25 protein-coding genes and 1 pseudogene are annotated in these 25,957 nt (G+C 60.4%); 15 read left to right on the top strand and 11 right to left on the bottom strand.

Going from position 1 to position 25,957, the window contains the following annotated elements; genetic code table 11:
• Window positions 1–53: 53 nt before the first annotated feature.
• Genes ASG35_RS30310 through ASG35_RS30300 form a run of 3 tightly spaced genes read left to right on the top strand, consistent with a single transcriptional unit; the run spans window position 54 to window position 4,427 of the window.
• Window positions 54–767 carry an ABC transporter ATP-binding protein gene (locus ASG35_RS30310; RefSeq protein WP_056366971.1) on the top strand — a complete coding sequence of 238 codons (714 nt, stop codon included), beginning with the start codon at window positions 54–56 and terminating at the stop codon, window positions 765–767.
• Entirely contained in the window at window positions 760–3,330 is a 2,571-nt protein-coding gene (locus ASG35_RS30305) for an FtsX-like permease family protein (protein WP_056366768.1), read from the top strand. The genes ASG35_RS30310 and ASG35_RS30305 overlap by 8 nt, the downstream gene beginning before the upstream one ends.
• The gene (locus ASG35_RS30300; protein ID WP_056366766.1) at window positions 3,330–4,427 is read left to right on the top strand and encodes a lipocalin-like domain-containing protein; all 1,098 of its coding nucleotides are present in this window, start codon (window positions 3,330–3,332) and stop codon (window positions 4,425–4,427) included. Before ASG35_RS30305 ends, ASG35_RS30300 begins: the two co-directional genes overlap by 1 nt.
• A gap of 76 nt (window positions 4,428–4,503) precedes the next feature.
• Here the strand turns inward: ASG35_RS30300 and ASG35_RS30295 are convergent, their stop codons facing one another.
• Window positions 4,504–4,899 carry a DUF3597 domain-containing protein gene (locus ASG35_RS30295; RefSeq protein ID WP_056366762.1) on the bottom strand — a complete coding sequence of 132 codons (396 nt, stop codon included), beginning with the start codon at window positions 4,897–4,899 and terminating at the stop codon, window positions 4,504–4,506.
• Window positions 4,900–5,198: 299 nt separating this feature from the next.
• On the opposite strand from ASG35_RS30295, the gene ASG35_RS30290 reads away from it, so the two are divergent.
• The 3 genes from ASG35_RS30290 (at window position 5,199) to maiA (ending at window position 7,956) form a co-directional block, all read left to right on the top strand.
• Window positions 5,199–6,680 (top strand): MATE family efflux transporter, encoded by a 1,482-nt coding sequence (locus ASG35_RS30290; RefSeq protein WP_082508691.1) that lies wholly within the window; start codon window positions 5,199–5,201, stop codon window positions 6,678–6,680.
• A gap of 179 nt (window positions 6,681–6,859) precedes the next feature.
• Window positions 6,860–7,135 carry a hypothetical protein gene (locus ASG35_RS30285; protein ID WP_056366759.1) on the top strand — a complete coding sequence of 92 codons (276 nt, stop codon included), beginning with the start codon at window positions 6,860–6,862 and terminating at the stop codon, window positions 7,133–7,135.
• Window positions 7,136–7,293: 158 nt separating this feature from the next.
• The gene (gene maiA, locus ASG35_RS30280) at window positions 7,294–7,956 is read left to right on the top strand and encodes a maleylacetoacetate isomerase (RefSeq protein WP_056366757.1); all 663 of its coding nucleotides are present in this window, start codon (window positions 7,294–7,296) and stop codon (window positions 7,954–7,956) included.
• 3 nt (window positions 7,957–7,959) lie between these two features.
• On the opposite strand, the gene ASG35_RS30275 is transcribed toward maiA, so the two are convergent.
• Window positions 7,960–8,868: a LysR substrate-binding domain-containing protein gene (locus tag ASG35_RS30275; RefSeq protein ID WP_056366754.1), complete on the bottom strand. Its 909-nt coding sequence runs from the start codon at window positions 8,866–8,868 to the stop codon at window positions 7,960–7,962.
• Between the two features lie 145 nt (window positions 8,869–9,013).
• On the opposite strand from ASG35_RS30275, the gene ASG35_RS30270 reads away from it, so the two are divergent.
• The 5 genes from ASG35_RS30270 to ASG35_RS30250 all read left to right on the top strand — a co-directional run bounded on the left by ASG35_RS30270 (window position 9,014) and on the right by ASG35_RS30250 (window position 14,140).
• Entirely contained in the window at window positions 9,014–10,372 is a 1,359-nt protein-coding gene (locus ASG35_RS30270) for an NAD(P)/FAD-dependent oxidoreductase (RefSeq protein ID WP_056366751.1), read from the top strand.
• A gap of 111 nt (window positions 10,373–10,483) precedes the next feature.
• The gene (locus tag ASG35_RS30265) at window positions 10,484–11,248 is read left to right on the top strand and encodes a substrate-binding periplasmic protein (RefSeq protein WP_327019676.1); all 765 of its coding nucleotides are present in this window, start codon (window positions 10,484–10,486) and stop codon (window positions 11,246–11,248) included.
• 32 nt (window positions 11,249–11,280) lie between these two features.
• Window positions 11,281–12,069 (top strand): amino acid ABC transporter permease, encoded by a 789-nt coding sequence (locus ASG35_RS30260; RefSeq protein WP_056366743.1) that lies wholly within the window; start codon window positions 11,281–11,283, stop codon window positions 12,067–12,069.
• A 34-nt stretch (window positions 12,070–12,103) separates the two neighbouring features.
• Entirely contained in the window at window positions 12,104–13,444 is a 1,341-nt protein-coding gene (locus ASG35_RS30255) for an NAD(P)/FAD-dependent oxidoreductase (protein WP_056366741.1), read from the top strand.
• Window positions 13,445–13,456: 12 nt separating this feature from the next.
• A complete protein-coding gene (locus ASG35_RS30250) occupies window positions 13,457–14,140 on the top strand; it encodes an SDR family NAD(P)-dependent oxidoreductase (RefSeq protein ID WP_056366738.1) in 684 nt (227 codons plus the stop codon).
• On the opposite strand, the gene ASG35_RS30245 is transcribed toward ASG35_RS30250, so the two are convergent.
• From ASG35_RS30245 to ASG35_RS30230, 4 genes are all read right to left on the bottom strand, one after another.
• Window positions 14,137–14,733 (bottom strand): histidine phosphatase family protein, encoded by a 597-nt coding sequence (locus ASG35_RS30245; protein WP_056366735.1) that lies wholly within the window; start codon window positions 14,731–14,733, stop codon window positions 14,137–14,139. The genes ASG35_RS30250 and ASG35_RS30245 overlap by 4 nt on opposite strands.
• Window positions 14,734–14,810: 77 nt before the next feature.
• The gene (locus ASG35_RS30240; protein WP_056366732.1) at window positions 14,811–16,058 is read right to left on the bottom strand and encodes an NAD(P)/FAD-dependent oxidoreductase; all 1,248 of its coding nucleotides are present in this window, start codon (window positions 16,056–16,058) and stop codon (window positions 14,811–14,813) included.
• Between the two features lie 52 nt (window positions 16,059–16,110).
• On the bottom strand, window positions 16,111–16,389 hold the full coding sequence (locus tag ASG35_RS32880) for an SDR family NAD(P)-dependent oxidoreductase (RefSeq protein ID WP_235527786.1): 279 nt from the start codon (window positions 16,387–16,389) through the stop codon (window positions 16,111–16,113).
• Between the two features lie 86 nt (window positions 16,390–16,475).
• Entirely contained in the window at window positions 16,476–17,354 is an 879-nt protein-coding gene (locus ASG35_RS30230) for an SDR family oxidoreductase (protein WP_056366725.1), read from the bottom strand.
• A gap of 103 nt (window positions 17,355–17,457) precedes the next feature.
• Here ASG35_RS30230 and ASG35_RS32875 point away from each other — a divergent pair.
• Window positions 17,458–18,192, top strand: a pseudogene (locus ASG35_RS32875) (LysR family transcriptional regulator); the annotation flags it as partial.
• A gap of 1 nt (window position 18,193) precedes the next feature.
• Window positions 18,194–18,322, top strand: coding sequence for a hypothetical protein (locus ASG35_RS32495; protein ID WP_268761146.1), 129 nt, complete (start codon window positions 18,194–18,196; stop codon window positions 18,320–18,322).
• On the opposite strand, the gene ASG35_RS30220 is transcribed toward ASG35_RS32495, so the two are convergent.
• The 4 genes from ASG35_RS30220 to ASG35_RS30205 all read right to left on the bottom strand — a co-directional run bounded on the left by ASG35_RS30220 (window position 18,319) and on the right by ASG35_RS30205 (window position 21,496).
• Complete coding sequence (locus ASG35_RS30220) at window positions 18,319–18,642, bottom strand: AzlD domain-containing protein (protein ID WP_056366717.1); 324 nt, start codon at window positions 18,640–18,642, stop codon at window positions 18,319–18,321. The genes ASG35_RS32495 and ASG35_RS30220 overlap by 4 nt on opposite strands.
• Window positions 18,639–19,313, bottom strand: a complete 675-nt coding sequence (locus tag ASG35_RS30215; protein WP_082508701.1) for an AzlC family ABC transporter permease — start codon at window positions 19,311–19,313, stop codon at window positions 18,639–18,641. Before ASG35_RS30215 ends, ASG35_RS30220 begins: the two co-directional genes overlap by 4 nt.
• A 150-nt stretch (window positions 19,314–19,463) precedes the next feature.
• Window positions 19,464–20,330, bottom strand: coding sequence for a helix-turn-helix transcriptional regulator (locus ASG35_RS30210; protein WP_056366712.1), 867 nt, complete (start codon window positions 20,328–20,330; stop codon window positions 19,464–19,466).
• Window positions 20,331–20,416: 86 nt separating this feature from the next.
• On the bottom strand, window positions 20,417–21,496 hold the full coding sequence (locus ASG35_RS30205; protein ID WP_056366709.1) for an acyltransferase family protein: 1,080 nt from the start codon (window positions 21,494–21,496) through the stop codon (window positions 20,417–20,419).
• Window positions 21,497–21,803: 307 nt separating this feature from the next.
• On the opposite strand from ASG35_RS30205, the gene ASG35_RS30200 reads away from it, so the two are divergent.
• Window positions 21,804–22,616 (top strand): transporter substrate-binding domain-containing protein, encoded by an 813-nt coding sequence (locus ASG35_RS30200; RefSeq protein WP_056366706.1) that lies wholly within the window; start codon window positions 21,804–21,806, stop codon window positions 22,614–22,616.
• 20 nt (window positions 22,617–22,636) lie between these two features.
• Here ASG35_RS30200 and ASG35_RS30195 read toward each other — a convergent pair whose 3' ends face one another.
• Window positions 22,637–23,689 carry a helix-turn-helix transcriptional regulator gene (locus ASG35_RS30195; RefSeq protein ID WP_082508690.1) on the bottom strand — a complete coding sequence of 351 codons (1,053 nt, stop codon included), beginning with the start codon at window positions 23,687–23,689 and terminating at the stop codon, window positions 22,637–22,639.
• Window positions 23,690–23,982: 293 nt separating this feature from the next.
• Here ASG35_RS30195 and ASG35_RS30190 point away from each other — a divergent pair, with 293 nt between their 5' ends.
• Window positions 23,983–25,944, top strand: a complete 1,962-nt coding sequence (locus ASG35_RS30190) for a glycoside hydrolase family 3 protein (protein WP_056366700.1) — start codon at window positions 23,983–23,985, stop codon at window positions 25,942–25,944.
• The last annotated feature ends 13 nt before the right edge of the window (window positions 25,945–25,957 follow it).

The raw sequence follows: 25,957 nt of genomic DNA, 5'->3' as shown, positions 1-25,957 counted from the left end.
CTGTCACAGTAATGGACCGCAGCACAGTTCATACCGGCGACCCTCTGTTCTATATGACCATCAGCAATAATGACACCCCGCCCGCCCTCGAATGCCGCGGTTTAAGCAAGGCTTACGGCACAGGTCGTATCGTGCTCGCAGATCTGGATTTCGCGCTCGACCCGGGCGAATTCGTCGCGGTCATGGGCGACTCGGGCGTCGGCAAATCGACGTTGCTCAATCTGATCGCCGGTCTCGATTCCGCCGATAGCGGCGAAGTGCTGATCGATGGCGTGCCAGTCTCTCAACTCGACGACGATGCCGCCACGCGCCTGCGTCGACAAAAGCTCGGCTTTGTCTTCCAGGCTTTCCATGTGCTGCCGCATTTGACGCTGGCGCAAAACGTCGCACTGCCGCTCTTGCTCAACAACACGCCGCCCGCACGCGCTGTGGAAATGCTGGCTGCGGTCGGGCTCGGCGGACGCGGCAACGACTTTCCACGGCAGTTGTCGGGCGGCGAATTGCAACGCGTTGCGATCGCGCGGGCGCTCGTGCATCGTCCAAGCCTGATTCTCGCCGATGAACCCACCGGCAACCTCGATCCCGATACCGCACACGAAGTCCTCGCGCTGTTCCGCGCTGAAATCAAGGCGACCGGCGCGGCCGCGATCATGGTCACGCATTCGACAGCCGCCGCGGCCACCGCCGACCGCATCCTGATCCTGAGCGACGGCGGCCTGCATGGCGCGAAACAAGCGGAACGCTTTGCGCGCACGGCCAATGAATGATCGCGCGGCGCAACCCGTCGAGCGTATCGCGGGAAACCGGCTGCTGGCGCGCTGGCTGCTCGGCGCGGAATGGCGCAGTCATCCGGCGCGCGCGATCGTCGCCATCGCGACAATCGCGCTTGGCGTTGCGCTCGGCTACGCGGTCCAGTTGATCAACAGCGCGGCATTCAACGAATTCTCGGCCGCTGCAAAAAGCCTCTCGGGCGAAGCGGACCTGCAAGTGCGCGGTGCTCAGCCCACCTTCGATGAAACCTGGTACCCGCGTCTCGCACGCGAACCCGGCGTGGCGCTGGCAAGTCCCGTGCTCGACCTCGATGTCACCGTGCCCGGCGAAAACGCCGCGTTGAAAGTGCTGGGCATCGACGTGTTCCGGGCAAGCCGCATCACGCCCGAATTGATCGGCGTGCCCTCGGCGCAGAATCCGCTCGATTCCCTTTCCTCCGATGCCATCTTCCTCTCGCCCTCCGCGCAGACGTGGCTGAAAGCCCCGCCAGGCGCCGAGGTCGCGCTGCGCAGCGGCACATCGACGGTGGAATTTCGCGTGGCGGGCGGGATCGTGAGGACGCGGCCAGGGCAGCGCATCGCGGTCATGGATATCGCCGCCGTGCAATGGCGCTTTGGTCTGCAAGGAAAACTTTCGCGCGTCGATCTCCAGCTAGAACGCGGCGTGGATCGCGAAACCTTCAAGCGGCAACTCCAGGCGCGGCTCGGCAACCAGCTCGTCGTAGCCGAAACCCGTGACGATGAAAACCGCACCGACCGTTTATCGCGCGCGTATCGGATCAACATGAACGTGCTTGCGCTCGTCGCGCTTTTCACCGGCGCGTTCCTCGTGTTTTCAACGCAAGCGCTGGCCGTCGTGCGCCGGCGTTCGCAGTTCGCGATGTTGCGGGTCCTAGGCGTGACACGTCCGCAGTTGTTGCGGCAGGTATTGATGGAAGGCGCGCTGCTCGGGGTGATCGGCTCGTTGCTCGGGCTTGCGTTGGGGTATGCGTTATCGAGCATTGCGCTGCGATTTTTCGGCAGCGATCTCGGCGGCGGATATTTCCCGGGCGTGCAGCCGCACGTCAGTTTCGAACCGGTTGCAACGACCGTGTTTCTGACCTTGGGCATTGCTGTATCGGTGCTGGGCAGCCTTGTTCCTGCGCTCGAAGCCGCGCGCGCACGGCCCGCCGCTGCATTGAAAGCCGGCAGCGAAGAAGGCGCGCTCGCAAGGCTTGCGTCGCCGTGGCCGGCCGTGGGGTGTCTGGTCGTCGCGTTGATCCTCGCGCTTCTGCCGCCCATATTCGATGTCCCCGTTCTCGGTTATCTCGCCGTCGCGTTGTTGCTGATCGGCGGCATTGCGTTGATGCCGCGCTGTACGGCCATCGTCTTCACCGCGCTCAGCCGATGGCGCGCAAGACGCCAGACAACCGCTCCCGCGACGCTCGCGCTCGCCCGACTTGCCAATGCGCCCGGGCAGGCATCCATCGCCATGGGCGGCGTTTTATCGAGCTTCGCGTTGATCGTCGCGATGGCGATCATGGTCGCGAGTTTCCGTGTCTCCGTGGACGAATGGCTCACGCATCTTTTATCCGCCGATCTGTACGTGCGCGTCACGCCGAACGGCGACACCGGAAGTCTCGCGCCCAGCGAACAGGCCACGCTCGCCGCCGTGCCGGGCATCAGGAGCGCGGCGTTCACACGCACTTCGCACCTCACGCTCGATCCCGCACGTCCGGCCGTCGCGTTGCTCGCGCGCGAGATCGACGCCAACGACCCCGGCGCCACGCTGCAGATGACCGGCCCTGTTCTGCCGATGTCATCGGTGCATCAAGGCGAGACGCCAATATGGGTATCGGAGGCGATGGTCGATCTGTATGCATACAAACTCGGCGAGCGCGTGCGGTTGTCCGTCGGCGCGCATGAATCGAGCTTCGTGGTTGCCGGCGTGTGGCGCGACTATGTCAGACAAACCGGCGCGATCCAGATACGGCTCGCGGACTATCGCAGGCTCACCGGCGACACAGGTGCAACCGATGTGGCGGTCAGCGTGGCGCGCGGAACCAGCGTGGACGACGTAATTGCAAGACTGCGCAAGCTCCCCTTCGGCCCCGCGATGGAATTCGCGCAGCCCGGCGAGATCCGCGCCAAAACGCTGACGATTTTCGACCGCAGTTTCGCGGTCACTTATTTGCTGGAGGCCGTGGCGATCGTGATTGGTTTATTTGGCGTTGCCGCGACGTTTTCAGCGCAGACGCTCGCACGCGCCCGCGAATTCGGCATGTTGAGACACGTTGGCGTAACGCGCCGCCAGGTCCTCGCAATACTCGCCGCCGAGGGCGGCATGCTGACCGCGCTCGGCATTACTGTGGGCTTCATTCTCGGTTGGGCGATCAGCCTGATCCTTGTGTTCGTGGTCAATCCGCAATCATTTCACTGGAGCATGTCCATGCACATTCCATGGTCCGTGCTCGGCACGGTCGCGGCGGTGATGCTGGTTGCATCGTGCGCAACGGCGGTCATCGCGGGCCGCAAGGCGATATCGCTCGATGCAGTGCGTGCCGTCAAGGAGGACTGGTGATGCGCCTGTTGAAGCTTGCGGTCATCGCCATATGTGCTTGCACGATCACGCCATCCATTGCCGCCGATTTTGCAAGCGTCGAGCCGGGTCATCCACTGGTCTTCCCGCAGGACACCGGCGCGCATCCGGCGTTTCGCACCGAATGGTGGTACGCAACAGGCTGGCTGAATCAGCCCGATGGCAAGCCGCTCGGTTTCCAGATCACGTTCTTCCGCTCGGCGACCGGCCACGATCCCGCCGATCCCGGTGCGTTCGCGCCATCGCAATTGATCATCGCGCACGCGGCGCTCAGCGATCCATCGGCTGGACGGCTCGCGCATGATCAAAAGATCGCGCGCCAAGGCTTCGATCTGGCCTACGCGAAAACGGGCAACACAGAAGTCAAGCTGGATGCATGGCAACTCAAGCGCGCCGCCGATGGCCACTACGCAGTAACAGTCAAGGCCACGGATTTCACGCTCGACCTGACGATGACGCCTACAGCCGCACCGCTATTGCAAGGCGACAACGGCTATTCGCGCAAGGGCCCGTTAGCCGCTCAAGCAAGCTATTACTACAGCGAGCCGCAACTGCGCGTCACTGGCAAGGTCACGCGGGCATCGGCGCAAAACGGCAAGCCGGCGCTCGACACTACCGTCACTGGTTCAGCTTGGCTCGATCACGAATGGTCCAGTACGGTGCTGAGCGCCGACGCAGTCGGCTGGGACTGGCTCGGTGCAAACCTGACCGATGGTTCGGCGTTGATGGCGTTCAAGGTTCGCAGCCACGACGGCAGCGCGGTCTGGACACACGCAACGCTGCGCGACCCGCAAGGTCACACGACATCGTTCGATGGAAAACAGGTGGACTTCACGCCGCGACGCACATGGCGCTCGCCGCGCACGGGGACGACTTATCCGGTATCGGAGACGGTAAAGACCGGCGATATAACCTGGTCGCTCGATCCGCTCATGGACGATCAGGAACTGGATTCGAGTCAGTCGACAGGCGCGGTGTATTGGGAAGGCGCGGTAACGGTGAGTCGTGACAACAAGAACGTTGGTCACGGGTATCTCGAACTTACCGGCTACAACAAGGCGCTGAAAATGGAAAAGTAGCCGCACGAAGTAGCCGCACGGATTGTCATAACCTGACTTCGTGCAGCTACTTCGGGCTACGCTAAAAGAACAATACTCAGTTCTTCAAACTATCCGGCACTTTGCCGCCGTTGGCCGCGAGTTGCGCCATGACGGCTTTGTGCAACCAGATATTCATGGATGCCGAATCGTTCGTATCGCCGGGGAAATGCAGTTCGCCGGCAAGTTCCTTGCGCGCGGCAAGACTGCTGTCCAGGCCAAGCAACTTCATCAGGTCGACAATCGATGTCTTCCAGTTCAATTGTTCCGACGTTTTGGATTGCAGGTCGGTCAAGACTGCTTCGACATCGACCGGCGGCGCTGCAGCGACCTCAGGTGAAGTTGCAGGCGCGGCGGCTGCCGGCGTGCCCGGTGCTGCGACCGGTGCGGGCGCTGCGACGGCCGGGTGGCTGGAAGGGAAAATCTTGCTCAGGATCGTTCCGAAAATGCTCATGATGGGTATCCCTTATTCGATGGTGGAAGCAACTTGATTGCCGCTTCAAGCAGCCTGTCCGCAAGCTCCATTCCCTGAAACGTTTCGCAGGACATAGAAGATTGCAGACAGTTGCGGCTGCACGGACATTGTAGGTGAGCATGAAGGCGTTTCAACAACATCGGCATGTGAAAAAACGTCTATGGCGCAATGGCACATGACTTGATTTTGGCGCCTGCAACAAATTCGTCACGCGCGCAACATCAAGACTTGCACATCATTCATGCGATGATTCGCGCACTGAAACCGCGCGCTTCAACATGACTTCGATACGACAGGCCGCCATCGCACGCTCATCCGCCAGATTCGTGACAGGTTCCACGCTGCGCCACGTAGTCGTAATGGCGGGCACCGGTGCGATTGGGCTGATGGCGGTGTTCGCCGTCGATCTCGCCAACCTCTTCTATGTCTCCCTTCTCGGCGATACATCCATTGCCGCCGCCGTCGGTTTCGCCGGCACCATCAACTTTTTCATCACAGCCATTTCAATTGGCATGACCATAGGCGTCAGCGCCACCGTCGCGCGTCTTCTCGGCGCAGGGCAGCGCATGAAAGCACGGCAGGTTGCATCCGCCAGCCTTGTTCTGATGGTCGCCGTGACGATCGTATTGAGCGCGGCCACGTTGCTGTTCCTTGATCCGATCCTGAGCGCGCTCGGCGCAGCAGGCGAAACCCGCACGCTGGCGCGCAGCTTCCTGATGATCACTGCGCCCACGTACGTGTTCTTCGCCATCGGCATGTGCACGGCTGCGCTGATGCGTTCAATCGGGGACGCACGGCGCGCAATGGCCGTCACACTGGTGGCCGCCGTGGTCACCGCAGTGCTCGATCCCATCCTCATCTTCGGTTTTCATCTCGGGCTGACGGGCGCCGCGATATCGAACGATATTGCACGTCTGGCGCTCGCGGCGGTCGGTTTGCATGGCGCAATGCGCGTCAACGACCTGATCGGCCCCGTGCGCTTCTCGCGGCTCTGGACGCATAGCCGGCCCGTCATGAAAGTCGCGCTGCCCGCCGTGCTGACCAATCTCGCCACGCCCGTTGCAAGCGCTTACGTCACGCACGCGATGGCGCGTTTCGGCGCAGCCGCCGTGGCCGGTCAGGCGACCGTCGACCGGATCGCGCCCGTGGCTTTCGCGCTGATCTTCGCGCTCACCGGCGCGGTGGGTCCGATCATCGCGCAGAATCTCGGCGCCGGCCGCGCGGACCGGATTCGCGAAACGATCCGCAACAGCCTCGTGTTCGTGCTGCTGACGGTCGCGGTGGCGTGGCTCGTGCTCGCGCTGGTTCAGAACGGCCTGATCCGCGCGTTTTCGGCGCGCGGAGACACCGCGATGATCATCCGCGTGTTTTGTTCATGGCTGGTGGCGAGTTACGCGTTCGTCGGGTGTCTGTTCGTTGCGAACGCGACGTTCAACAACCTCGACCGGCCGTTGCTGTCGACCTTGTTCAACTGGGGCCGCGCGACGCTCGGCACCTTGCCTTTCGTCGCGGTCGGCATCAAGTACGGACCGATTGGCGTGATGATCGGAATTGCCGCGAGCAATGCAGTTTTCGGCACGATGGCCATGCTCGTTGCATTTATTGTCGTCAAACGTCTGCCGATGGGCGATTGCGCCGCCATGGCGCGCAAGGACAGCAACCGCCTGGAGCAGTCGTCGGTGAATGTCCCTGGCGCCGCCGTGGGAAATACGGTCGCGCCCGACGTCGAATTGAAGGCGTTGCCCGCGCAAGGGCGCTAGCGTTTAAAAGTCAAAACGACGCTCCGATTATTCGTTCTCGGTGGATTCACTTGTCACTGCTATCGGTACAATATTTCGATAGTGCGCGCATATACTGATTTCCATCGACGCAGCGCGACTGAGCAACAACCCGCTGCGTAGCCCATGAATGAAGTCATTGATACGCATCGGAGCACATCATGAACAAGACCCTTATTGCATCGTTGTTGATCGCCGTTTCCGCCGCCGTCGCGGCACCCGCATTCGCAAGCAGCGGTTATGGTCCGGCACCGTCGTACAACCCGTTAGTCGGCGCACCGGAATCGCAGCGCGGTCAAAGCGCGCAAACCATCGCGGCGCAAAACGCACAGCAAAACGGCGACTCGCGCGCTTATGGTGGCGTGAAGAATACAAATACCGAATCAGGCAGCCGTGTTCAAACCAACGACACACGTTCGATCTATTCGCACAATTGATTGAACGCTCGAGATCGAGCTTTTGAATTAGCAAATGCCCGGTGAATGCAAATTCACCGGGCATTTGTATTTCGTGCTTCGCGTTTCTCTTTCGTGCATCGTATAAAGTCGATGGATCAAACTTTTCCCGATGCAATCAACCCGAAAGGAAGCACGTCATGGCCGAGCAAGCACAATTCGAACTCTATGCATTCTGGCGTTCGTCCGCCGCATTTCGCGTACGCGTCGCACTCAATCTGAAAGGCTTGAGCGCGCATGAGCAGAACATTAATCTCGATGCCGGCGAACAACGCAGCGATGAATTCCTGAAGATCAGTCCGCTCGGATCGATTCCCGCACTCGTGCAAGAGGGACACGAACCGCTTACGCAGTCGCTTGCAATCCTCGAATTCCTCGATGAACTTCAGCCCTCGCCGCCTTTGTTGCCGAGCGACGTGTATGCACGGGCGCGCGTGCGTTCGATTGCATCGATGTGCGCCGCCGACACGCATCCCATGGTCGTGCCGCGCGTGAAAAAGTATCTGCAGACAACCGGCGGTTTCGACGACGCAGCGTGGCGCGCGTGGCAAATCAAGTGGCTGAGCACCGGTCTCACCGCAATCGAGGAGCGTCTTGCGGGTTCATCGGAAACCGGCGTTTATTGTCATGGCGATCAACCCACCATGGCCGATATTTGCCTCGCGAGTATTGTTGCCATCACGCGCGTGTTCAAGATCACCGTGCCGGATATTCCGACCATCGACAGGATCATGAGCGTCTGCGATCAACATCCGGCGTTCATGAAAGCGGATCCGAAAAAACAGACTGGCGCGCCTACTTGAGCATTATCCAAGCTGCCGCAAACGCAAGGCTTCAATCGCCATCGTCTCGCGAGTGAGTTCGAGGAACGTGCTTACTAGCGGGTTCGGATGCTGCAATTGCGGACAGACGGTGAAGCCGCGAAACATCACGTCGGGCGAGAAAGGCCGGAACTCGATGCGTGCGGGATTCGCGTCGAACGTGGCGAGCGGGTTCACCACGCCCACGCCCAGACCGCGCGCAACCATTGCGCAAATGGTCGCGCCGTAAGGCGTCTCGATGGTCGGCACCTGGTTCACGCCGGCTTGCCGCAATGCGCGATCGAGCGATGAACGGGTGCCATCGGCATAAGACGGCAGGATCAGACTCTGATCTTTAAGGTCGCGTGCGTGAATGCGCTCGCGCGTGGCAAGCGGATGGTTTGCAGGCAACGCGCAGACGCCCGGCAGCCGGTACAACTCCGCGCTCGTGACACCAAACGCGTCGGGCGTGATGGTCCCGAAACCCACGTCGCAATATCCCGATGACGCCCATCGCTGGATCGTGCCTTCGCTGCGCATTTCCAGCGATATCGCAATGCGCGGATACGCCGCCAGAAAACGCTCGATCACGAGCGGTACGAACGATAACGCGACCACCGGCGCCGCGACCAGCCGCAAACGGCCGCTGCCGAACTGCCGGATTTCGCGCGCGGAATGCGCGAGCTTTTCGATGCCGACAAAACTCCGGTCCACCTCTCGATAAAACGCGCTGCCTGCATCGGTCGCCTGAATGCGCCCGCCGTTGCGCGTGAAAAGCGCAAGGCCAGTCGATGCCTCCAGTTCCGATATCAACCGGCTGATGCTGGGCTGCGACGTGCCGAGTTCCTCGGCGGCGGCGGTCATCGATCCACGCAACATGACGAGCCTGAAGGCCTCGATTTGCCGTTGGTTCATGGATTTCCCCGGAGCTTTTCACGTGGCGACCTTCAAGCTTGCCATATCAAAAATGAATGGAAGCCGTTTTTGGCCGTATTTGACCGGATAGCGAAAGCGCTCCTAGACTAAAAACACGTAAAGCCAGACAACGCAAACCAGATCCATGCGAGCCGACTCACTGCTATTCCACGATGATTTCCGCGTCGCGCCTTATTGGTGGGACGAGGCGCCGCCCGAGACATCGCGCACGGCGCTTCCCGCGAACGTGGATGTGCTGATCGTCGGCAGCGGATATTGCGGATTATCGGCGGCGGCGGAAGCGGCGCAACACGGCGCGACGGTCGCGGTTCTGGACGCGGCCGAACTCGGCGCGGGCGGCAGCACGCGCAGTGGCGGCATGGTGTCGAGCGGACAGAAGCTCGCGCTCACGAATGCGATCCGCGGGGTATCGGCGGAACGGCTTGGCCGGTTGATGGCCGAATCCAACGCGAGCTTCGATTATCTGAAACAGCTGATCGAGACTGAATCGCTCGATGCCGGCCTGCAGATCACCGGCCGTTTTTTCGGTGCATTCACGCCCGGCCATTTCGAGCGGCTGCGCAAACAAGGCGAGCTTTTGCGCGACAAGACCGGCGTGACCGTGCACGTGGTGACGCGCGCGGAACAGCGCGCGGTAGTGGGATCGGATTATTACTACGGCGGCATTCTCGTCGATGAATACGGCGGCCTGCATACGGCCCGATACCATCGCGCGTTGCGTGATCTTGCGCGGCGGCGCGGCGCGACATTGCACTCGCATGCGGCGGTCGAACGGATCGAACGTATTGAACGTATCGAAGGTATCGAAGGTATCGGCCCGACAGGTACGCGGTTCATCGTGCATACGGCGCGCGGCAAGATAAACGCAGGTCGCGTGCTGGTCGCGACCAACGGTTATACAGGCCGCCTGACGCCGTTTTTTGCTCGACGCGTGCTGCCGGTCGCAAGTTATCAGATTGCAACGGAACCGCTGCCGCCCGGGCTCATGGACGTGTTGAATCCCGGACGCCGAATGATCAGCGACTCGAAGCGCAACCTGTTTTATACGCGGCCATCGCCCGATGGAACCCGCATGTTATTCGGCTCGCGGCCATCGTTCAGAGAAGTCGGCGAACGTGAAGCCGCCCGGATCTTGCGCGCGAAAATGATCGAACTGTGGCCCGCATTGCGCGACGTGCGCATCACGCACGCATGGAAAGGTTATGTGGCCATGACAGGCGACAAGCTCGCGCACATCGGCCAGCGTGACGGCGTGCATTACGCGCTTGGCTGCAATGGCAATGGCGTCGCGCTCATGTCGTATCTCGGGCAGCGCATCGCGAAGTCCCTGCTCGGCCTCGAAGCCGCGCCCGGCGCTTTCGGCGAAGGACCGTTTCCGCTGAGTCCCGCCGGAATCGCGAGTACGTTGAGCGTGCCGGTCGGCGCGGCGCTTTATCAACTCGATGATTGCTGGAACGGCCGCGTGCGCGGCGCATTGTCCTGACACACGCTTTTTGAGGCTTTATCCTTATCCATTGCAGTTCTTCCCGGAGCGACCAACATGCGGTTTCGACACTTATTCAGCCTTCTCTCGATCGTCGTGCCTCTTTCGTTGATGACCGCAACGAGCGCTCATGCCGATGACCTCGGCACGCTCGCGCCGGGCAAACTGATGGCCGGCGTGGATGCGAACAACAAGCCGTATTCCTACATCGACAACGGCAAGATGACGGGCTTCGACGTGGAACTATTGCGTGCCATCGGCGCGAAGCTGGGCTTGAGTGTCGACTTCCGCGCACAGGATTTCAGCGGCCTGTTGCCAAGCGTAACGAACCAGCAGATCGATCTTGCAGCCGGCTCCATATCCATAACGACAGACCGCCTGAAGATGGTCGATTTCTCCGAAGGTTATCTCACCGGTTTGCTCAGCGTCGCCGCGTTACCGGGCAGCTCGATCACGAGCGACAAGGCATCGGTCAAGGGCAAACGCATTGGCGTGGTGCAGGGAACGATCGAGGACACGTATTCGGACAGCTATTTGCCGGGCGCGCAGATCGTGCGTTTCCCGAACGTAAATGCAGGATTTCTTTCGATGCGCTCGAAGTACATCGACGGATATTTCATCGATAAATCCCTCGTCGACGGCCTGCAGGAAAAGTATCCGGCTTTGAAAATCGAAGACCGGCTGGACATCTCCGCCGTCAATCTTCCGGCCGGTTTCCCGATGCACAAGGGTAACGCCAAGCTCGAAGCCGCGGTCAATAAAACCCTCAACGATCTGGTTGCAGACGGCACGTGGCTGAAGCTTTATACGCAGTTCCATCCGGGTTATCCGAAACCAGAAAGCCTGCCGCCGTACGCGATGAAAACCGGTAGCTGATTCTTCAAGCCCGCCTTTTTCCGGAGAGCGCCATGAATGCATTCCTGCAGAACTTCCTCGACTGGCAGTTGCTTACGGGATCGCTGCCTGCGCTGCTTGAAACCGGGCTTGTGAATACGCTGGTGCTCTCGCTGTTCTCAACCATGCTCGGAATCATCGCGGGCATGGTGCTGGCGCTGATGGCCGTTTCAAATATGCGATGGCTCGAAGTGCCGGCGCGAATCTTCGTGGATGTGTTCCGCGGCTTGCCGGCGGCGCTGGTGATCCTGCTGGTCGGACAAGGTCTTGCGCCCGTCGGCCTTGCTATCTTCGGGCCGAATCCGTATCCGCTTGCAATCGTGGCGCTGGGGCTGATTTCATCGGCGTATATAGCCGAGATTTTTCGTTCAGGAATTCAGAGCGTGGGCAAAGGTCAGCTCTCCGCCTGTCAGGCGCTCGGCATGAATTACTGGACCGCCATGCGTCACGTGATCGTGCCACAAGGGATTCGGCGCATCTTGCCGGCGCTGGCCAACCAGTTCATCTCCATTGTGAAGGACTCGAGCCTGGTCTATTTCCTCGGCTTGCTGACCTCGCAACGCGATCTTTTCACCATTGGTCAGAACACGTCTGTGAACACCGCGAACCTGTCGCCGCTCGTGGCCGCAGGACTGGTGTATTTGCTGATTACCGTGCCGCTCACGCACGCGATCAATCATATTGACCGATGGACCAATCGGCATTCGAATCCGCGGGCGGGCGGCGCAAGCGCAACCACGCGCAAGCAGCTTAAGCGTCAGGCAGCAGCCGCGCGCACCAGCATGACCGGACAGCATAACTAACTAATTTCGTAACCACGCGGGGAAAGAACACCTTATGGGACCACAAGTCGAGACCGTTGCCGACGACACCACCTTGCCCACCGAAGTGGACGTCGTCGTAATCGGCGGCGGAATCATCGGCGTGAGCACGGCGCTTTATCTCAGCGAAAAAGGCCTGCGCGTGGCGGTATGCGAAAAGGGGCACATTGCCGGCGAACAGTCGAGCCGCAACTGGGGCTGGGTGCGTGTCACGCATCGCGACATGCGCGAGTTCGAGCTCAGCATCGAAAGCCTGAAGCTGTGGCGCAAGCTCGACGAAACGCTTGGCATCGATACCGGTTTCAAGCAATGCGGCATCCTGTACATGGCCAACGACGACGCGAAGATGCAAGAGCATCAGGTATGGCTCGAGAAAGCGCAGGCGCTCGTCGGCAAGGACGCATTCGACACGCGAGAGATCGACGCGAAAGCAGTGGCGAATCTGTTGCCGGGTGCATCGCGTTCGTTCAAGGGCGGTTTATATACGGCGGGCGATGGCCGCGCCGAGCCGCAAAAAGCCGCGCCTGCGATTGCGAATGCATTGCGCAAGCGCGGCGTGAAAATCCTGACGCCGTGCGCCGTGCGTGGGATTGAAACCAGCGCGGGACGCGTGAGCGCCGTTGTGACCGAACTCGGCACGATCCGGTGCAAGAGCGTGGTCGTCGCGGGCGGCGCGTGGTCGCGATTGTTCTGCGGCAATCTGGGTATCGATGTGCCTCAGTTGATGGTCAAGGCGTCGGTTCTGCGCACGGCGCCCATTGAAGGCGGTCCGGCCGTGAGCGCAAGCAACAAGGAGTTCGCGTTCCGCAAACGCGCGGACGGCGGCTACACGATCGCTTTTGGTTTTCGCACATATACGGATATCACGCCTGACAGCTTTCGTCTCTTTCCCAAATATATTCCTGCGCTCAAGAGTCAGCTGGGTGCATTGCGCATTGGCGTGGGCGAGCGTTTCTTCGAGGAACTTCGCCGGCCGCGCAAATGGGCGCTCGATAAACGCACCGCATTCGAAGACGTCCGCACGCTCGATCCCGAGCCGATTTCCCAATACACCGACGCCGGTTTGCGCGAGTTCGTGAAAGTCTTTCCGCATATGAGCGGCGCGCGTATTGCGCAGCGCTGGGCGGGTTTGATGGACGTTACACCCGATGCAATTCCGGTCATCTCCGGCGTGCAGAGCGTGCCCGGGTTGTTCATAGGCACGGGGTTTTCGGGGCATGGATTCGGCATCGGCCCGGCGGCGGGCAAGTTGATGGCGGATCTCATGACCAATGATAAACCGCTCGTGGATCCGCACATGTTCCGGCTGAACCGCTTCAGCGACGGTACGAAGATCGTGATCGATGCAGGTTTCTAAGGGACGACGGCAATGAATAAAGTGGCGATGATCTCAGGCGCGAACCGCGGAATCGGGCTCGCGGTTGCGACGGAGTTGCATAAGCGCGGGTATCGGTTGTCGCTGGGAATGCGGGACCCGTCATCGGCGAAATTTCCATTCGATGCATTCACGTTTCCCTACGAAGCGCGCGATCCACAAAGCGCTCGCCGCTGGGTGGATGCGAGCATTGAACACTTCGGACAACTCGACGTTCTGATCAGCAATGCCGGAATCTGCACGCATATCACGCTGGAAGACGGCACCGACGAAATGCTGGAAGAAACGCTCGACATCAACGTCAAGGCGCCGTTCCGATTGATCCAGGCGGCGTTGCCGCATCTACGAAAACCCGGCAACGCACGCGTGGTGCAGATCGCCTCATTGTCTGGAAAACGCGTGAAGAACCTGAACGCGGGTTACCAGATGTCGAAGCACGCCGTGATCGCGCTGAATCATGCAGTGCGCCGCGCCGGTTGGGACGACGGCATTCGCGCGACCGCAATCTGCCCCGGCTTCGTGAATACGGACATGGCTGCCGGAATAGCCGATCTCGAACCGCAAGCAATGACGCAACCCGAAGACCTGGCGATGATCATTGCCAACACGATCGAAATGCCGAACACCGCGAGCGTGGCGGAGATCCTCGTGAATTGCCGTCACGAGGACCTGTTCTAGGCCGGTCGATGCGTGACGTTCCACTGCTTGAGCGCACGCGATTCACGATCGAAACCGAGCACGCTGACGGACGCGGTATCGAGTAGCAAATGCGCGCCGAGCGCGGCCGAATCCGCCATCCAGCAGGCGCCGAGCACACGTAAAAAATGCGCGTGGGAAAAGAGCGCGATCCGGCCGCTCTCGCCAAGCAAACGTTCGATCAAGGACTTCGCGCGCGCCTGGATATCCTGAAGGCTTTCGCCCTGCGCAATAGGCGATGTCCACACGGACCAGCCCGGTTCGTCTGCCTGGATATCCACGGTCTTGCGGCCTTCGTAAATGCCGTAGTTCCATTCGCTCAAGCGCGGCTCTTCTTCAGCATGCGCGATCAGACCGGCTTCTTCGCAGGTATCGCGTGCACGGCTCATCGGACTGTGCAACACGAGATCGAAGGTCTGCGCGGCGAGCACCGGCCGAAGCGCCCGCGCCTGCTCGCGGCCGTGATCGGTGAGCGGAATGTCGGTGCGGCCAGTGTGCTGGCCCGACTTGCTCCATTCTGTTTCGCCATGACGGATCAGCCAGATCTCGGGACGGTTCTTAGCGGTTGCGTTCATTGTCGGCCATTAGAAAGAAAGGGATGTGCCTGGGCTCAAGCACGAACGATTCTACGGCCTCAAGCACGCATTTGCTTTTAAGCCGCGAAACGTTCCGCCCTGAACGGCGTTGTATCGATAAACGGTTGTTCACCCGTCATCATCGAGGCAATCAACCTGCCCGTTACAGCGCCGAGCGTGAGTCCGTGATGCGCGTGGCCAAAAGCGAACCACATGTTCTCGTGACGCGGCGCCGGCCCAATGATCGGCATCATGTCCGACGTGCACGGACGACGGCCCATCCAGGGTTCGTCGTCCACGCGCTCGCCGAGCGGGAACAGGGTTCGCGCGACGGGTTCGGCGCGCATCAGTTGCACGGGCGTCTTGGGCGCGTCGCGGTCGGCAAGCTCCACGCCCGTCGTCAGGCGAATGCCGCGCGCCATGGGCGCGAGCAGGAAACCATTGTCGACATCGAGCACGGGATGGTTCAGGACCGTGCCCGACTGCGGCGCATAGTGCATGTGATAACCGCGCTTGACCGCGAGCGGTAGCCTGTAACCAAGCGCGCTTGTCACGTCTTTTGCCCATGGTCCCAACGCGATCACCGCATTCGATGCACTCACCGCGCCCTCGTCCGTCGTCACGCGCCAACCGTCGCCATCTTCGGCAAGCGTGGTTGCATCGCCGCTGAAAAAACGTCCGCCGAGCCGCTCGAAATACGCGGCATAACCCGCCACCAACGCGCCCGGATCGTTGACCGAAACCGCGTCCGTGTAATGCAATCCGCCCACGAGCGAACGGTCCAGATGCGGCTCGGTTCGTTGCAACGTCGCGGGATCGAGCAGCGTGTATTGCACACCGTATTCACGATGCCAGCGCTCGGCATCGCGCGCTTCGTCGTCTTGCGCTGCGTGGGTGTGGAATACCTTGATCCATCCGGTTGGCTTGAGCAGGGATTCGACGCCTGCATCTCGCGCGAGGATCTCGTGCTCGGTCACGCAATGTTCGATGAGCGTTGCATATTGCCGCGCAATGGCCGCATGTTTTGCAGGCTCGGAGTTGCGCCAGTAGGCCCAGAGAAACGGCGCGAGCGCGGGGAGCGCTTCGCGGTGGTAATGGACATCGATTGAATCATTGCGCGCGTAGTGCATCAACGTGCCGATATCGCGAGGAAGCGCGTACGGATAAACGCCTTCGCGCTGCAACAGTCCGGCATTTCCAAACGATGTCTCCAGGCCGGGCCGCTTGCGGTCCACGAGCGCCACCGAGCGGCCGCGCTTTTGCAGATGCACGGCAATCGAGACGCCCACAATGCCCGCGCCCAGCACGATTGTGTCGAACTTCATGTGCCTGTTATCTCCCTCTGTTGGCTGGTGTCTTCCTGCTTTCAGAGTCAGATCATACGCGTGGGTTCGCTCGCAGACCGCGCGGCAAGCAGTGACTTCGAGAGGTATGCCGATATCGGCAAGTTTGATGCGGCCCCGTGCCTGATGCGTCGCGATCGGGCATTGACTGGGGACTGGCGGAGAGCGTCGCGCCTGGAATCACCGTGTTCACGCGAATGCCGCGTTCCACGAGTTCCGACGCAAACACTTTCGCCATGCCGGTGATGCCCGCCTTCGACGCCGAATAAGCCGCCGATCCCGGCGACCCGAGTTCGCGCATGACCGCGCGCACGAAGTCGATTCTTGCCTCCGCGCACGCGCTCGTATTGATGCAGGACGAAGGCGATCGAGATTGATTCCCGATCGCCAAACGTCGTCTTACTTCGCCGCCCATTCCTTCGCGGTTTCAATCGCGAACTCACGATACGACCGTGGCGGCCGGCCCAGCAACTCGGTCATCCGCGCAACCGCGCGCGCGTTCGCGGCCATGCCGTCGCGCTGAAAGCGGTTGAGCATCAGGCGTATATCGCGCGCCATCCAGCTCGGCGCACGGCTTGCCATCTGCGCTTCGAAGGCATCGAGGTCATCGCCGCCATAGTTCACCGGCTTGTCGAGCACCTCGGTCCAGATCGCGGCAAGCGCGGTGCCGGTCATCGGTTCCGGACCCACGACTTCGATCACTTCGCGCGGCAACGGCGTTGCTGACCGTTCGCGTTGCAACAAGCAGATGGCCGCGACTTCCGCGATGTCGCGCGTATCGGCCATCGACACTCCGACGCTTCCCACCGGCATCGGATAAACCGAATGGCCGGCGATCACTTCTGTTATCGACGCGTCGTTCTGGATGAAATAAGTCGGACGCAGGATCGTGGCCGGCAGGTCGAATTCCTCGATCATGCGTTCAACCGTATATTTGCCCGTGAAGTGGGGAACGTCGGTGAAACGGTCCGAGTTGAACACGGAGAAATAGACGATGCGCTGGATGCCTGCATCGCGCGCAAGGCTCAGCGTGAGGATTGCCTGCGTCACTTCGTCGGCCACAACCGCGTTCAGGAGGAACAACGTGTCGACGCCTTCCAGTGCTGCGCGCATCGACGCGATGTCGGTCATGTCGCCTTTGCGCACGTCGACGCTTGCCGGCAAATTGGCTTTTTCCGGCGAACGGGCGATTGCCCGAACGCTCGCGCCCTCTTCGACCAGTCGATGAACAATTTGCGAACCAACAGCGCCCGTAGCGCCCGTAATCAGGATAGTCATGATGAATTCCTCAAAAGGAGTAGGTGTGAATTCATTCTGGCCGTTCCCTTGACGAGACGAAAGCCCTAATATTGAGACAACTCGTCTCATCGATGGAACAGCTATGGATCTGCATGCGCTATCGGATTTCAACGCGGTCGTCACGCACGGCGGATTCGGCCGGGCAAGCCGTGCAACCGGACGGCCAAAGGCAAGTCTTTCGCGTCGCGTGATGCAGCTGGAAGAAGCAATGGGCGTGCGCCTGCTGCAGCGTGGCTCGGGAACGCTGATGCTGACGGAAGAGGGACAGGCGCTGCACGCGAGTACGGCACGCCTGCTGGCTGAAATCGAGGAAGCGGCGGACGTTGTCGGCATGAGTTCGCGGCGGCCGAGCGGCCGCTTGCGGATCAGCGCGCCAACGTTTTTGGCCTACGAAACCATGGGCCGGCTCGCGGCGGCGTATGTCGCGCAATTTCCGGATGTTCGTATTGAAGTGATCGCGGAGGACCGGTTCGTCGATCTCGTCGCGGAAGATTACGACGTCGTGATTCGTGCAAATCCGGCGCCCGATACAGCGCTTGCCGGCCGATGTTTTCTGCGCGGACCGCAGATCGTGGTGGCATCGCCGATGCTTGCCGAAGCTGCCCAAGCCGAGAGCGTCATTCCGGCAGTGGGACTTCTTTCAGCTTCGGACGACGTCTGGCATATCGATGGAGAGCAAGGCGCGCGCACGTTGCATCCGCGAACGGTGGCCCGGTTTTCATCGATATCCATGGTTCGTGATGCAGCGCTTGCCAGCGCCGGCGCGGCCGTGCTGACCCGAATATCTGGCGCGCGGCGCGCTGCAAAGCGGCCAGCTCGTGAACCTGGGAACGCTGCAGAGCCGCGACGTGGAGGTGTGGGCGCTGTTTGCCACGCGCCGCCAGCTCAGCCCGAAGATCAGTGCGTTCGTAAAATTGCTGACGGAGATTTACGCCGACGTTGGCTAAGCCACCACGACGAGCTGCCAGACGAAAAACACCGCAAGCGATACCGCGATGGTCAGCAACGGCTTGCGTGTCGACGCGCAAACCACCAGCGCCACGAGCGCCGCAATCAGCTGCGAGTTTCGCCACGTCAACTCGGCGCCGCCGCCGTGCGGGGCAATGGTCATCGGCACGATGATCGCCGTCAGCACCGTCACCGGCACGAAGCTCAGCGCGGTCCGCACGATCGGCGGGAAACTCAGCCGTTCGCCGAACACGAATACGGCCGAACGAATGGCGTACGTGATCAACGCCATGCCCAAAATAAGCAGGAAATCGTTCATTTGGCGCGCTCCGGTTCGGCGGGGTTTCTTCTTTCATCGCGCATCGACAACACCATGCCGACCGCCACGCCCACCACGACCGCCGCCAGTAACCCGAGCTTGTACGGCCAGCCGTTCCACGCGAACGCCAGCACGCCGGCTGTCACGGCTGCCGCCACGAATCGCAGCGCAACCAGTTGCGGCACGATGATCGCTATAAACGTGGCGACCATCGCAAAGTCGAGTCCCTTGGACTGCAGCCCGGGAAACGCCGAGCCGAACAGCAAACCGAGAACGGTCCAGATCTGCCAGTTGACGTACATCGAAACGCCAGAGCCGAGGAAATAATACGGCCCCGTTTGGCCCGCCGGCCTCTTCTGATAATGCGCGTACGAGACGGCGAACACCTCGTCGGTCAGGAACGCGCCGAGCGTCCAGCGCCAGCGCGCGGGCAAATGCGCCACGTACGGCGCGAGCGTCGCGGAGTACAGGACATGCCGCAAATTGACGATGAACGTCGTTGCCAGGATCACCGCAAAACTCGCATGCCCGGCGATCAAACCCAGCGCGATGAATTGCGCCGATCCCGCGAACACGGCCAGCGACATGAACTGCACCGTCCAGGCGTGCAACGGTCCCGTGGCCGCGAGCGTGCCGTAGATGACGCCGAAGGGCGCGGCGCCGACCATCATTGGAATGGTGTCGCGCGCGCCCGCGCCGAACTCGGCGAGATTGCCTGCCTGAAACGTCGTTTTCAAGGTTTCCTCCGTGAACCAGGAGGATAGAACGCGAAGCGCGAACGGCGCTTGTACGTTCTTGCGGTATGCGGATGTTGCGTGGGTTTATCGCCAGCGGCCGGGCGGAACGCCGAACGTCTTCTTGAAGTGGCGCGTGAAATGGCTTTGATCCGTGAAACCGCTGGCTGCCGCGACGTCCGTCACCGAAGCCCCCGCCCGCAATGCTTCGAGCGCGCGATTCAGGCGCATCTGGTTGCGCCACGCGTGCGGCGCGATGCCCGTTTCGCGAGTGAAGAGGCGCGCTGCGTGAAACGTCGAAAGCCCGACCGTCTGCGCGAGTTCCGTCAGTGACAACGGCGCGGTCACGTCGTCGGCGAGGCGCGATTTCATCGACTCCACGCGCGCTGAATCGAGCCGCAAGCGGTCAACGGGCGGGCGCTGTCCCGCATGGCGCACGAGCAACGTGGAGACGGCATCGAAGAGCGCGTGTTCCGCCGCGAGCGGATCGCCGCCCAGCGGATTGCCGCCCAGCGGATTGCCGCCCAGCGGATCGCCGCCATCCTCCAGCGTTTGATGCGCGCGTTGGACACGCCGGGCGACATCGGGGTCGCGAACGATATCCGCTTGAAACCAGGGCATGGGTTGAGCGCGACCGGCGATTTCATCGGCGACCGACTGGACGAAATCCACCGGCAGATAAAACACGCGATACCGCCAGCCCACGTCCACCGCCCGCGCGCCCGTATGCAACTCGCCGGGATTGATGATCGGTACGGACCCGGCTTCCGCCACATATCTGGACCCGCGATAGTCGTAGCACTCCGCGCCCTCCTCGATCACGGGGATCGTGTAGGCGTCGTGCCAGTGCGGCGTGAATTCGTGGTCGTAATACTCGGCCGTCAGCATGTCCGCGCCCGGCAGGAGCGGCGAGCGCCAATAACGCGCGGTATTGCTGAAACGGGAGGCGGTCATGGCTTGCGGTGCCGGGAAGAAACCGCCAGTTTATCCCGGCCGATGCACGGCTGTTTTCAGCCGTTTGTGAAAACCGCTTCCGGGCGTCAGGACACTGCCGCGGCGGAGGGCTTCCGAAAACTCGTCAGCTTGCGCCGCAACTCCAGGTCGGCACGGGCAAGCAATAACGCCAGCACGATGGAAACCGCCGCCACGATCAGCGTTTGCGCGATGGGATTCAGCGACCGGACATCGAATGATTCGAACACGAGCCGATAAATTGGAAAATGGATCACATAAAGCGGATAGGACAGTTCTCCCAGGACTTTGCAACTCCGCTTGCCCAAGCCATCGATAGACACCGAGCACAGCAACGCCACAGACAAAGGAACCAGCGTCAGCGAATTGATGAACGCAATCTTCGGGTCGTGGATGGTAAATGCCAGCAAGGCTGCGCCGGTGACAACGGCGGTAAATAGCCGATGCGGATGTTTATGCTGAAGCCCGATGGAAAAGATGAATACGCCCGCAAAGAATTCCGCGATCACGCGCGGAAAACCCACCATGAAACTCTTCGCGCCCCAGCCCGGATTGATCTTGTGGAATACCAGCGTGCAAACAATAAACGCAACGAAGGCGAGTAATGAAACTGTCGCGTTCGGCAATTTGCGAACCTTCGCCAGATACGCAAAAAACACGACATTGACGAACAATTCGAAGAACAACGACCACGATGGATCGTTCAACGGAAACGCGGCGCCATAGACCACGTCCTGACCGAATGGCCAGGCGATGTCGTTGAAATACGGCAGCCAGAACGCGCCGAGCGCCGTGGCGGTCAGCAATTGCGCGCTCGATATCTGCGGCAATCCGGTCTTCGCCATCGAAAGCAATACCGCGCAGAGACCCAATGCCAGGCCGAATAGATAAAGCGGCCCGAGCCGCGCAAGGCGCACTACCGCGAATTCGCGGAAAGACATGCCGTTGAGGATTTTCTTGCTATAGCTGTGCGCGATCACGAAGCCGGAGAGCACAAAAAACAGATCGACCGCGACCCATGCGCCGCCGAACCAGTCCCAGCCCGTGTGCTGGCTGTAGTGATGGAGCATGACGGCGATTGCGGCGATGCCTCTCAGGCCGTCGAGCAAGTCGAATCGTGTGGACTTCATGGCGTTCATCGCGTTCATGATTTCCGGAGCGTGATTTTCGAGCGCCCAGTGTAGGTTGGAAAAAATGCAATTCCGGGCGGGAAAAATATCGGCTTGCCGCTGGGCGTCCGGAAAAAAATGGAAAATAAATCGATGGTTACGCGCAGCGGCAGTACTTACCCTTACGTCTGCTAACGCCGTTGAACAGGCTTGCACCGGCGCTTGGCCCGCACTCCATGCAACTGAATTTTGAATCGCTTAGAAAACAAAAGACTTGCTAATAGACTTTGTAATGCCGAAGCGTTCTCGAACGCCTAGGCATATCCATCCACGTTTCAGGGCAAACATGAAAACTTCGAAGTTGTTGATGACACTTGGCGTGGTTGCGCTCAGCGTGATCGGGCGCGTGGCGCCTGCGCATGCCGATGCACTGGATGACATCGAAAAACGCGGCGTCTTGCGCGTGGCGGTTCCGCAGGATTTCGCGCCGTTTGGGTCCGTGGGTCCGAGCATGCAGCTCGAAGGACTCGATATCGATATCTCCGCCCTGCTCGCCAAGAAGCTCGGCGCGAAACTCGAACTCGTTCCGGTTACGAGCGCCAACCGCATTCCTTATTTGCAGACGAAGAAAGTGGATTTGATCGTCTCGACACTTGGCCGCGATGCCGAGCGCGACAAGGTCATCGACTTCTCGCAGTCGTATTCGCCGTACAACAACAGCGTGTATGGTCCGGCGAGCATGAAGATCGACGGCCCGGCGGACATGGCAGGCAAGACGGTGGGTGTTGCACGCGGGACGTTCGAGGATTTGATGCTGACCAAAAGCGTGCCGCCATCGACGAACATCAAGCGGTTCGAGGACAACAGCGGGATGATTTCCGCGTACCTTGCAGGTCAGGTTCCGTTGGTCGGCACGGGCGATTTCGTGGCGACCAAGATTGCCACCACGTTACCGGCATCGGCGCCGAACAAGCCCGCGCTCAAATACGTGATTCACGAATCCGCGTGTCACGTGGGGCTGAACAAGGGCGAGCCGAAGCTGCAGGCGAAAGTCGATGCAATTCTCACCGATGCCAAGAAGAGCGGCGAATTGAACGGCATTGTGGAGAAATGGCTGCACGTGCCGTTGCCGGTGAAGATGGCGCAGAGTACGGATTGATATAAGCGCTGCTGATGTGCTCAGCCGAGCTTGGCCCGTTGACGAAACGCGAGCGGCGCCACGTCGTGCCGCGTGCGGAAAAACCGCGTGAAAGCACTTTGGGACGAAAAACCCAGTTGTTCACTGATCTGTCCAAGGCTTAATGCTGTCTCGCCAAGCAACCGGCAGGCTTCTTTCGATCTCACGCGCGATTCAAGTTCGGTGAAATGCAGTCCTTCGGATTGCAACCGCCGGTGCAACGTCCATCGTGAGGTATTCAGATGCTTGCAGGTTTGCGCAAGCAATGACGACGAATCTATCTCGTCGCCCGGATCCCGGATGATTTCGCTGATAAGGTGCTCGACACTGCACGAGAACCGATGCCCCCTTTGAATGCGCAGAAGCTCATGCTGAGCCTGTTGCCGCAGAAAAGGCGCCAGCGTGGCGTTGTAATGGACAAGCGGCGCGTCCAGTAGAGCGCTTGTGAACTGCAGCCGGTTTGCATCGGCGTGATATCGCACAGCTGCGCCAAAGTACTCGCCAATATCATTCGCTCCTGGGAGCGCGGGCCCCATGAGCGACACCCGAAATGCCGTTTGATCCAGACCGTCGTACGCCCTTATCAGACTGGCAAGCACCTGGAAGTTGGACAGCGCCTGGAAACCGCTCGCGGGCGCGAACTCCGCGATGTATTCGAACTGCGCGTGCTCCGGCGTTTCGCGGTAGCCGAGAAAATCGAACTCGCCGATTAGCGGACGAAACGTCTGATACGACTCCAGCGCTTCACGCAATGTCCGGGCGTTGAGGCACAGGTTGCCCAGCACGGGGAAATCCGGAAACAACATATGCGGCCTGTCGGGCATCACTCGCGAGGAAGCGCCCACATGTGCCATCAACTCGACGACACGCCGGTGCCGGGCGGCGTCGATGCGGCCGTTTTTATCGACGAGTTCCTGTGCGCTGATTCCGGTGCGGGTGGTGAATAACTGCGGCGACATACCGGCACGCTCGGCGGCGTCCATTGCAAAAACGGCAATGCGATTGGAAACAGTGCGGTTGTGGTCGCTGAAGTGTGACGACGTTCTGGAGGGCATAGGCTCACGGCGGGCTTTCACTTCGTAATAATGCTAGTGGATCCGTGTTCGCGCCATCAGGAGTTCCCATAGCTCGCGCCCGAAAACCGGAAAACTGTAACTCGCTTACATGCACGCTCCAGAAAGATAAACGCTGCACCCAACGGTAAAACGTCGATTGAAATGGGTCGGTAAAGTGTCGGACGACTTCTTGTAAGGTCGTTCGACAGCAACCAAAAAACCAATTTCAGGAGACACGAGTGAGCTTTTATCCACGGTCAGTTTTCCCCAGATCAGCGTTGACGGCGTCGAGCATGACGCTTGCGCTCGGCCTGTTCGCGTGCGGCAGCGACGACCCCGCTACCGCCCCTGTCGCGCAGCCGGATTTCGGCCAGACGACGCTGAACCTGATCTCAAAGGACGGCCTGAAATTCAAGGACATGGACAAGAGCGGTCAGCTCGAACCTTTTGAAGACTGGCGGTTAAGCGCCGACGTCCGGGCGCGCGACCTGGTGAGCCGCCTGACGCTCGCCGAGAAAGCCGGCTTGATGATGCACGGCACGGCTCCTGTCCTGAACGATACAACCGGCGCGGGCACGGGCACGGCCTACGACATGGCCGCGTTGAAAACATACATCAATGATCGGCACATCAGCACCTACATCACACGCATGAGCGGCGACGCGAAGACAATGGCCGATCAGTACAACCAGCTCCAGGCTCTCGCCGAGCAGTCCCGGCTCGGCATTCCCGTTTCGATCAGCTCAGATCCACGCAATCACTTCCAGTACGTGCTCGGTGCAAGCGCGGGAGACAGCGGCTTTTCGAAGTGGCCGGAAACCCTCGGCTTTGGCGCGATCGGCGATGCCGCGCTCACACGCAAATTCGGTGACATCGCGCGGCAGGAGTATCGCGCGGTGGGTATTACCGAAGCGCTTTCACCGCAGGCCGATCTCGCCACCGAGCCGCGCTGGTCCCGCATCAACGGGACCTTCGGCGAGGATGCTGACCTGACGCGCGCCCAGGTGCAGGCTTATATTGAAGGATTCCAGGGAGGTAGCAACGGCATTCAGGCGGATAGTGTGATCGCCGTGGTCAAGCATTGGGCCGGCTACGGCGCGCAAAAATCCGGATTCGACAGCCACAATTATTATGGCCGCTATGCGACTTATCCAGGCAATAACTACGCCTATCATCTCAAGCCGTTTGAAGGTGCATTCGCCGCCAACGTGGGCTCAGTCATGCCGACTTATTCTGAACCTGACGGGCCGGTCACCATCGACGGAATCGCGCTCGAGCAAGTCGGCGCAGCTTACGACAAAGCGCTTCTGACCGATCTCTTGCGCGGCAAGTACAACTTCAAGGGCGTGATTGTTTCGGACTGGCTGATTGCCTCCGATTGCGACGTGAACTGCATGAACGGCGCTTCTTCCGGAGCACCGTCTTTTGTCGGACTGGGCATGCCTTGGGGAATGGAAAGCGCGACCCGTCTGCAGCGTTTCGTGAAAGCGATCAACGCGGGCATTGATCAATTTGGCGGGGAAGACGACCCGAGTTTTATTGTTCAGGCCGTCAATCAGGGCTTGCTGACTGAAGCGCGTCTTGCTGATTCGGCCTACCGCGTGCTTCTGCAAAAATTCGAGCAAGGGCTGTTCGATCATCCATACGTCGATGCCAATGCCGCAAGCGGGATCGTGGGCAACGCTGACTTCCAGGCCCAGGCACTCGATGCCCAACGACGGTCGATGGTGCTCCTGCAAAACAACGACAAGCTGCTGCCAATGGCGAACACCAGCAAGAAAGTCTGGCTGTATGGCATCGACCCTGCGATTGCGCGGAAATACGGCTATCAGGTTGTCGATACGCCGCAAGCTGCGGACATGGCGATTCTGCGTGTGAATACCCCGTACGAGACGCTACATCCGAACTACGTATTTGGGGCAATGCAGCATGAAGGCAGCCTTGCGTTCGTCGACGGCAACCCCGACTACGAGGCGATCAAACAGGCAGCCAGTGCTCCAAAGTCGATCGTGTCGGTCTATATGGATCGACCGGCCATCCTCACCAATGTTCAGGCGAAGGCCACTGCCATCCTCGCGAATTTTGGCGCGAGCGACACAGCACTGTTCGATGTGTTGACCGGTAAAGGCAAGCCTGAAGGAAAACTGCCGTTTGAGTTGCCTTCTTCAATGGTGGAGGTGGCGGCGCAACTGGAAGATCTCCCGCACGACACCGCCCACCCGCTGTATCCGTTCGGATTTGGCTTGACGTACTAATTATTTGTTTTGA

The organism is Burkholderia sp. Leaf177, assembly GCF_001424345.1.
Taxonomy (GTDB): domain Bacteria; phylum Pseudomonadota; class Gammaproteobacteria; order Burkholderiales; family Burkholderiaceae; genus Caballeronia.
This window is presented reverse-complemented; position numbering and strand designations above follow the sequence as displayed.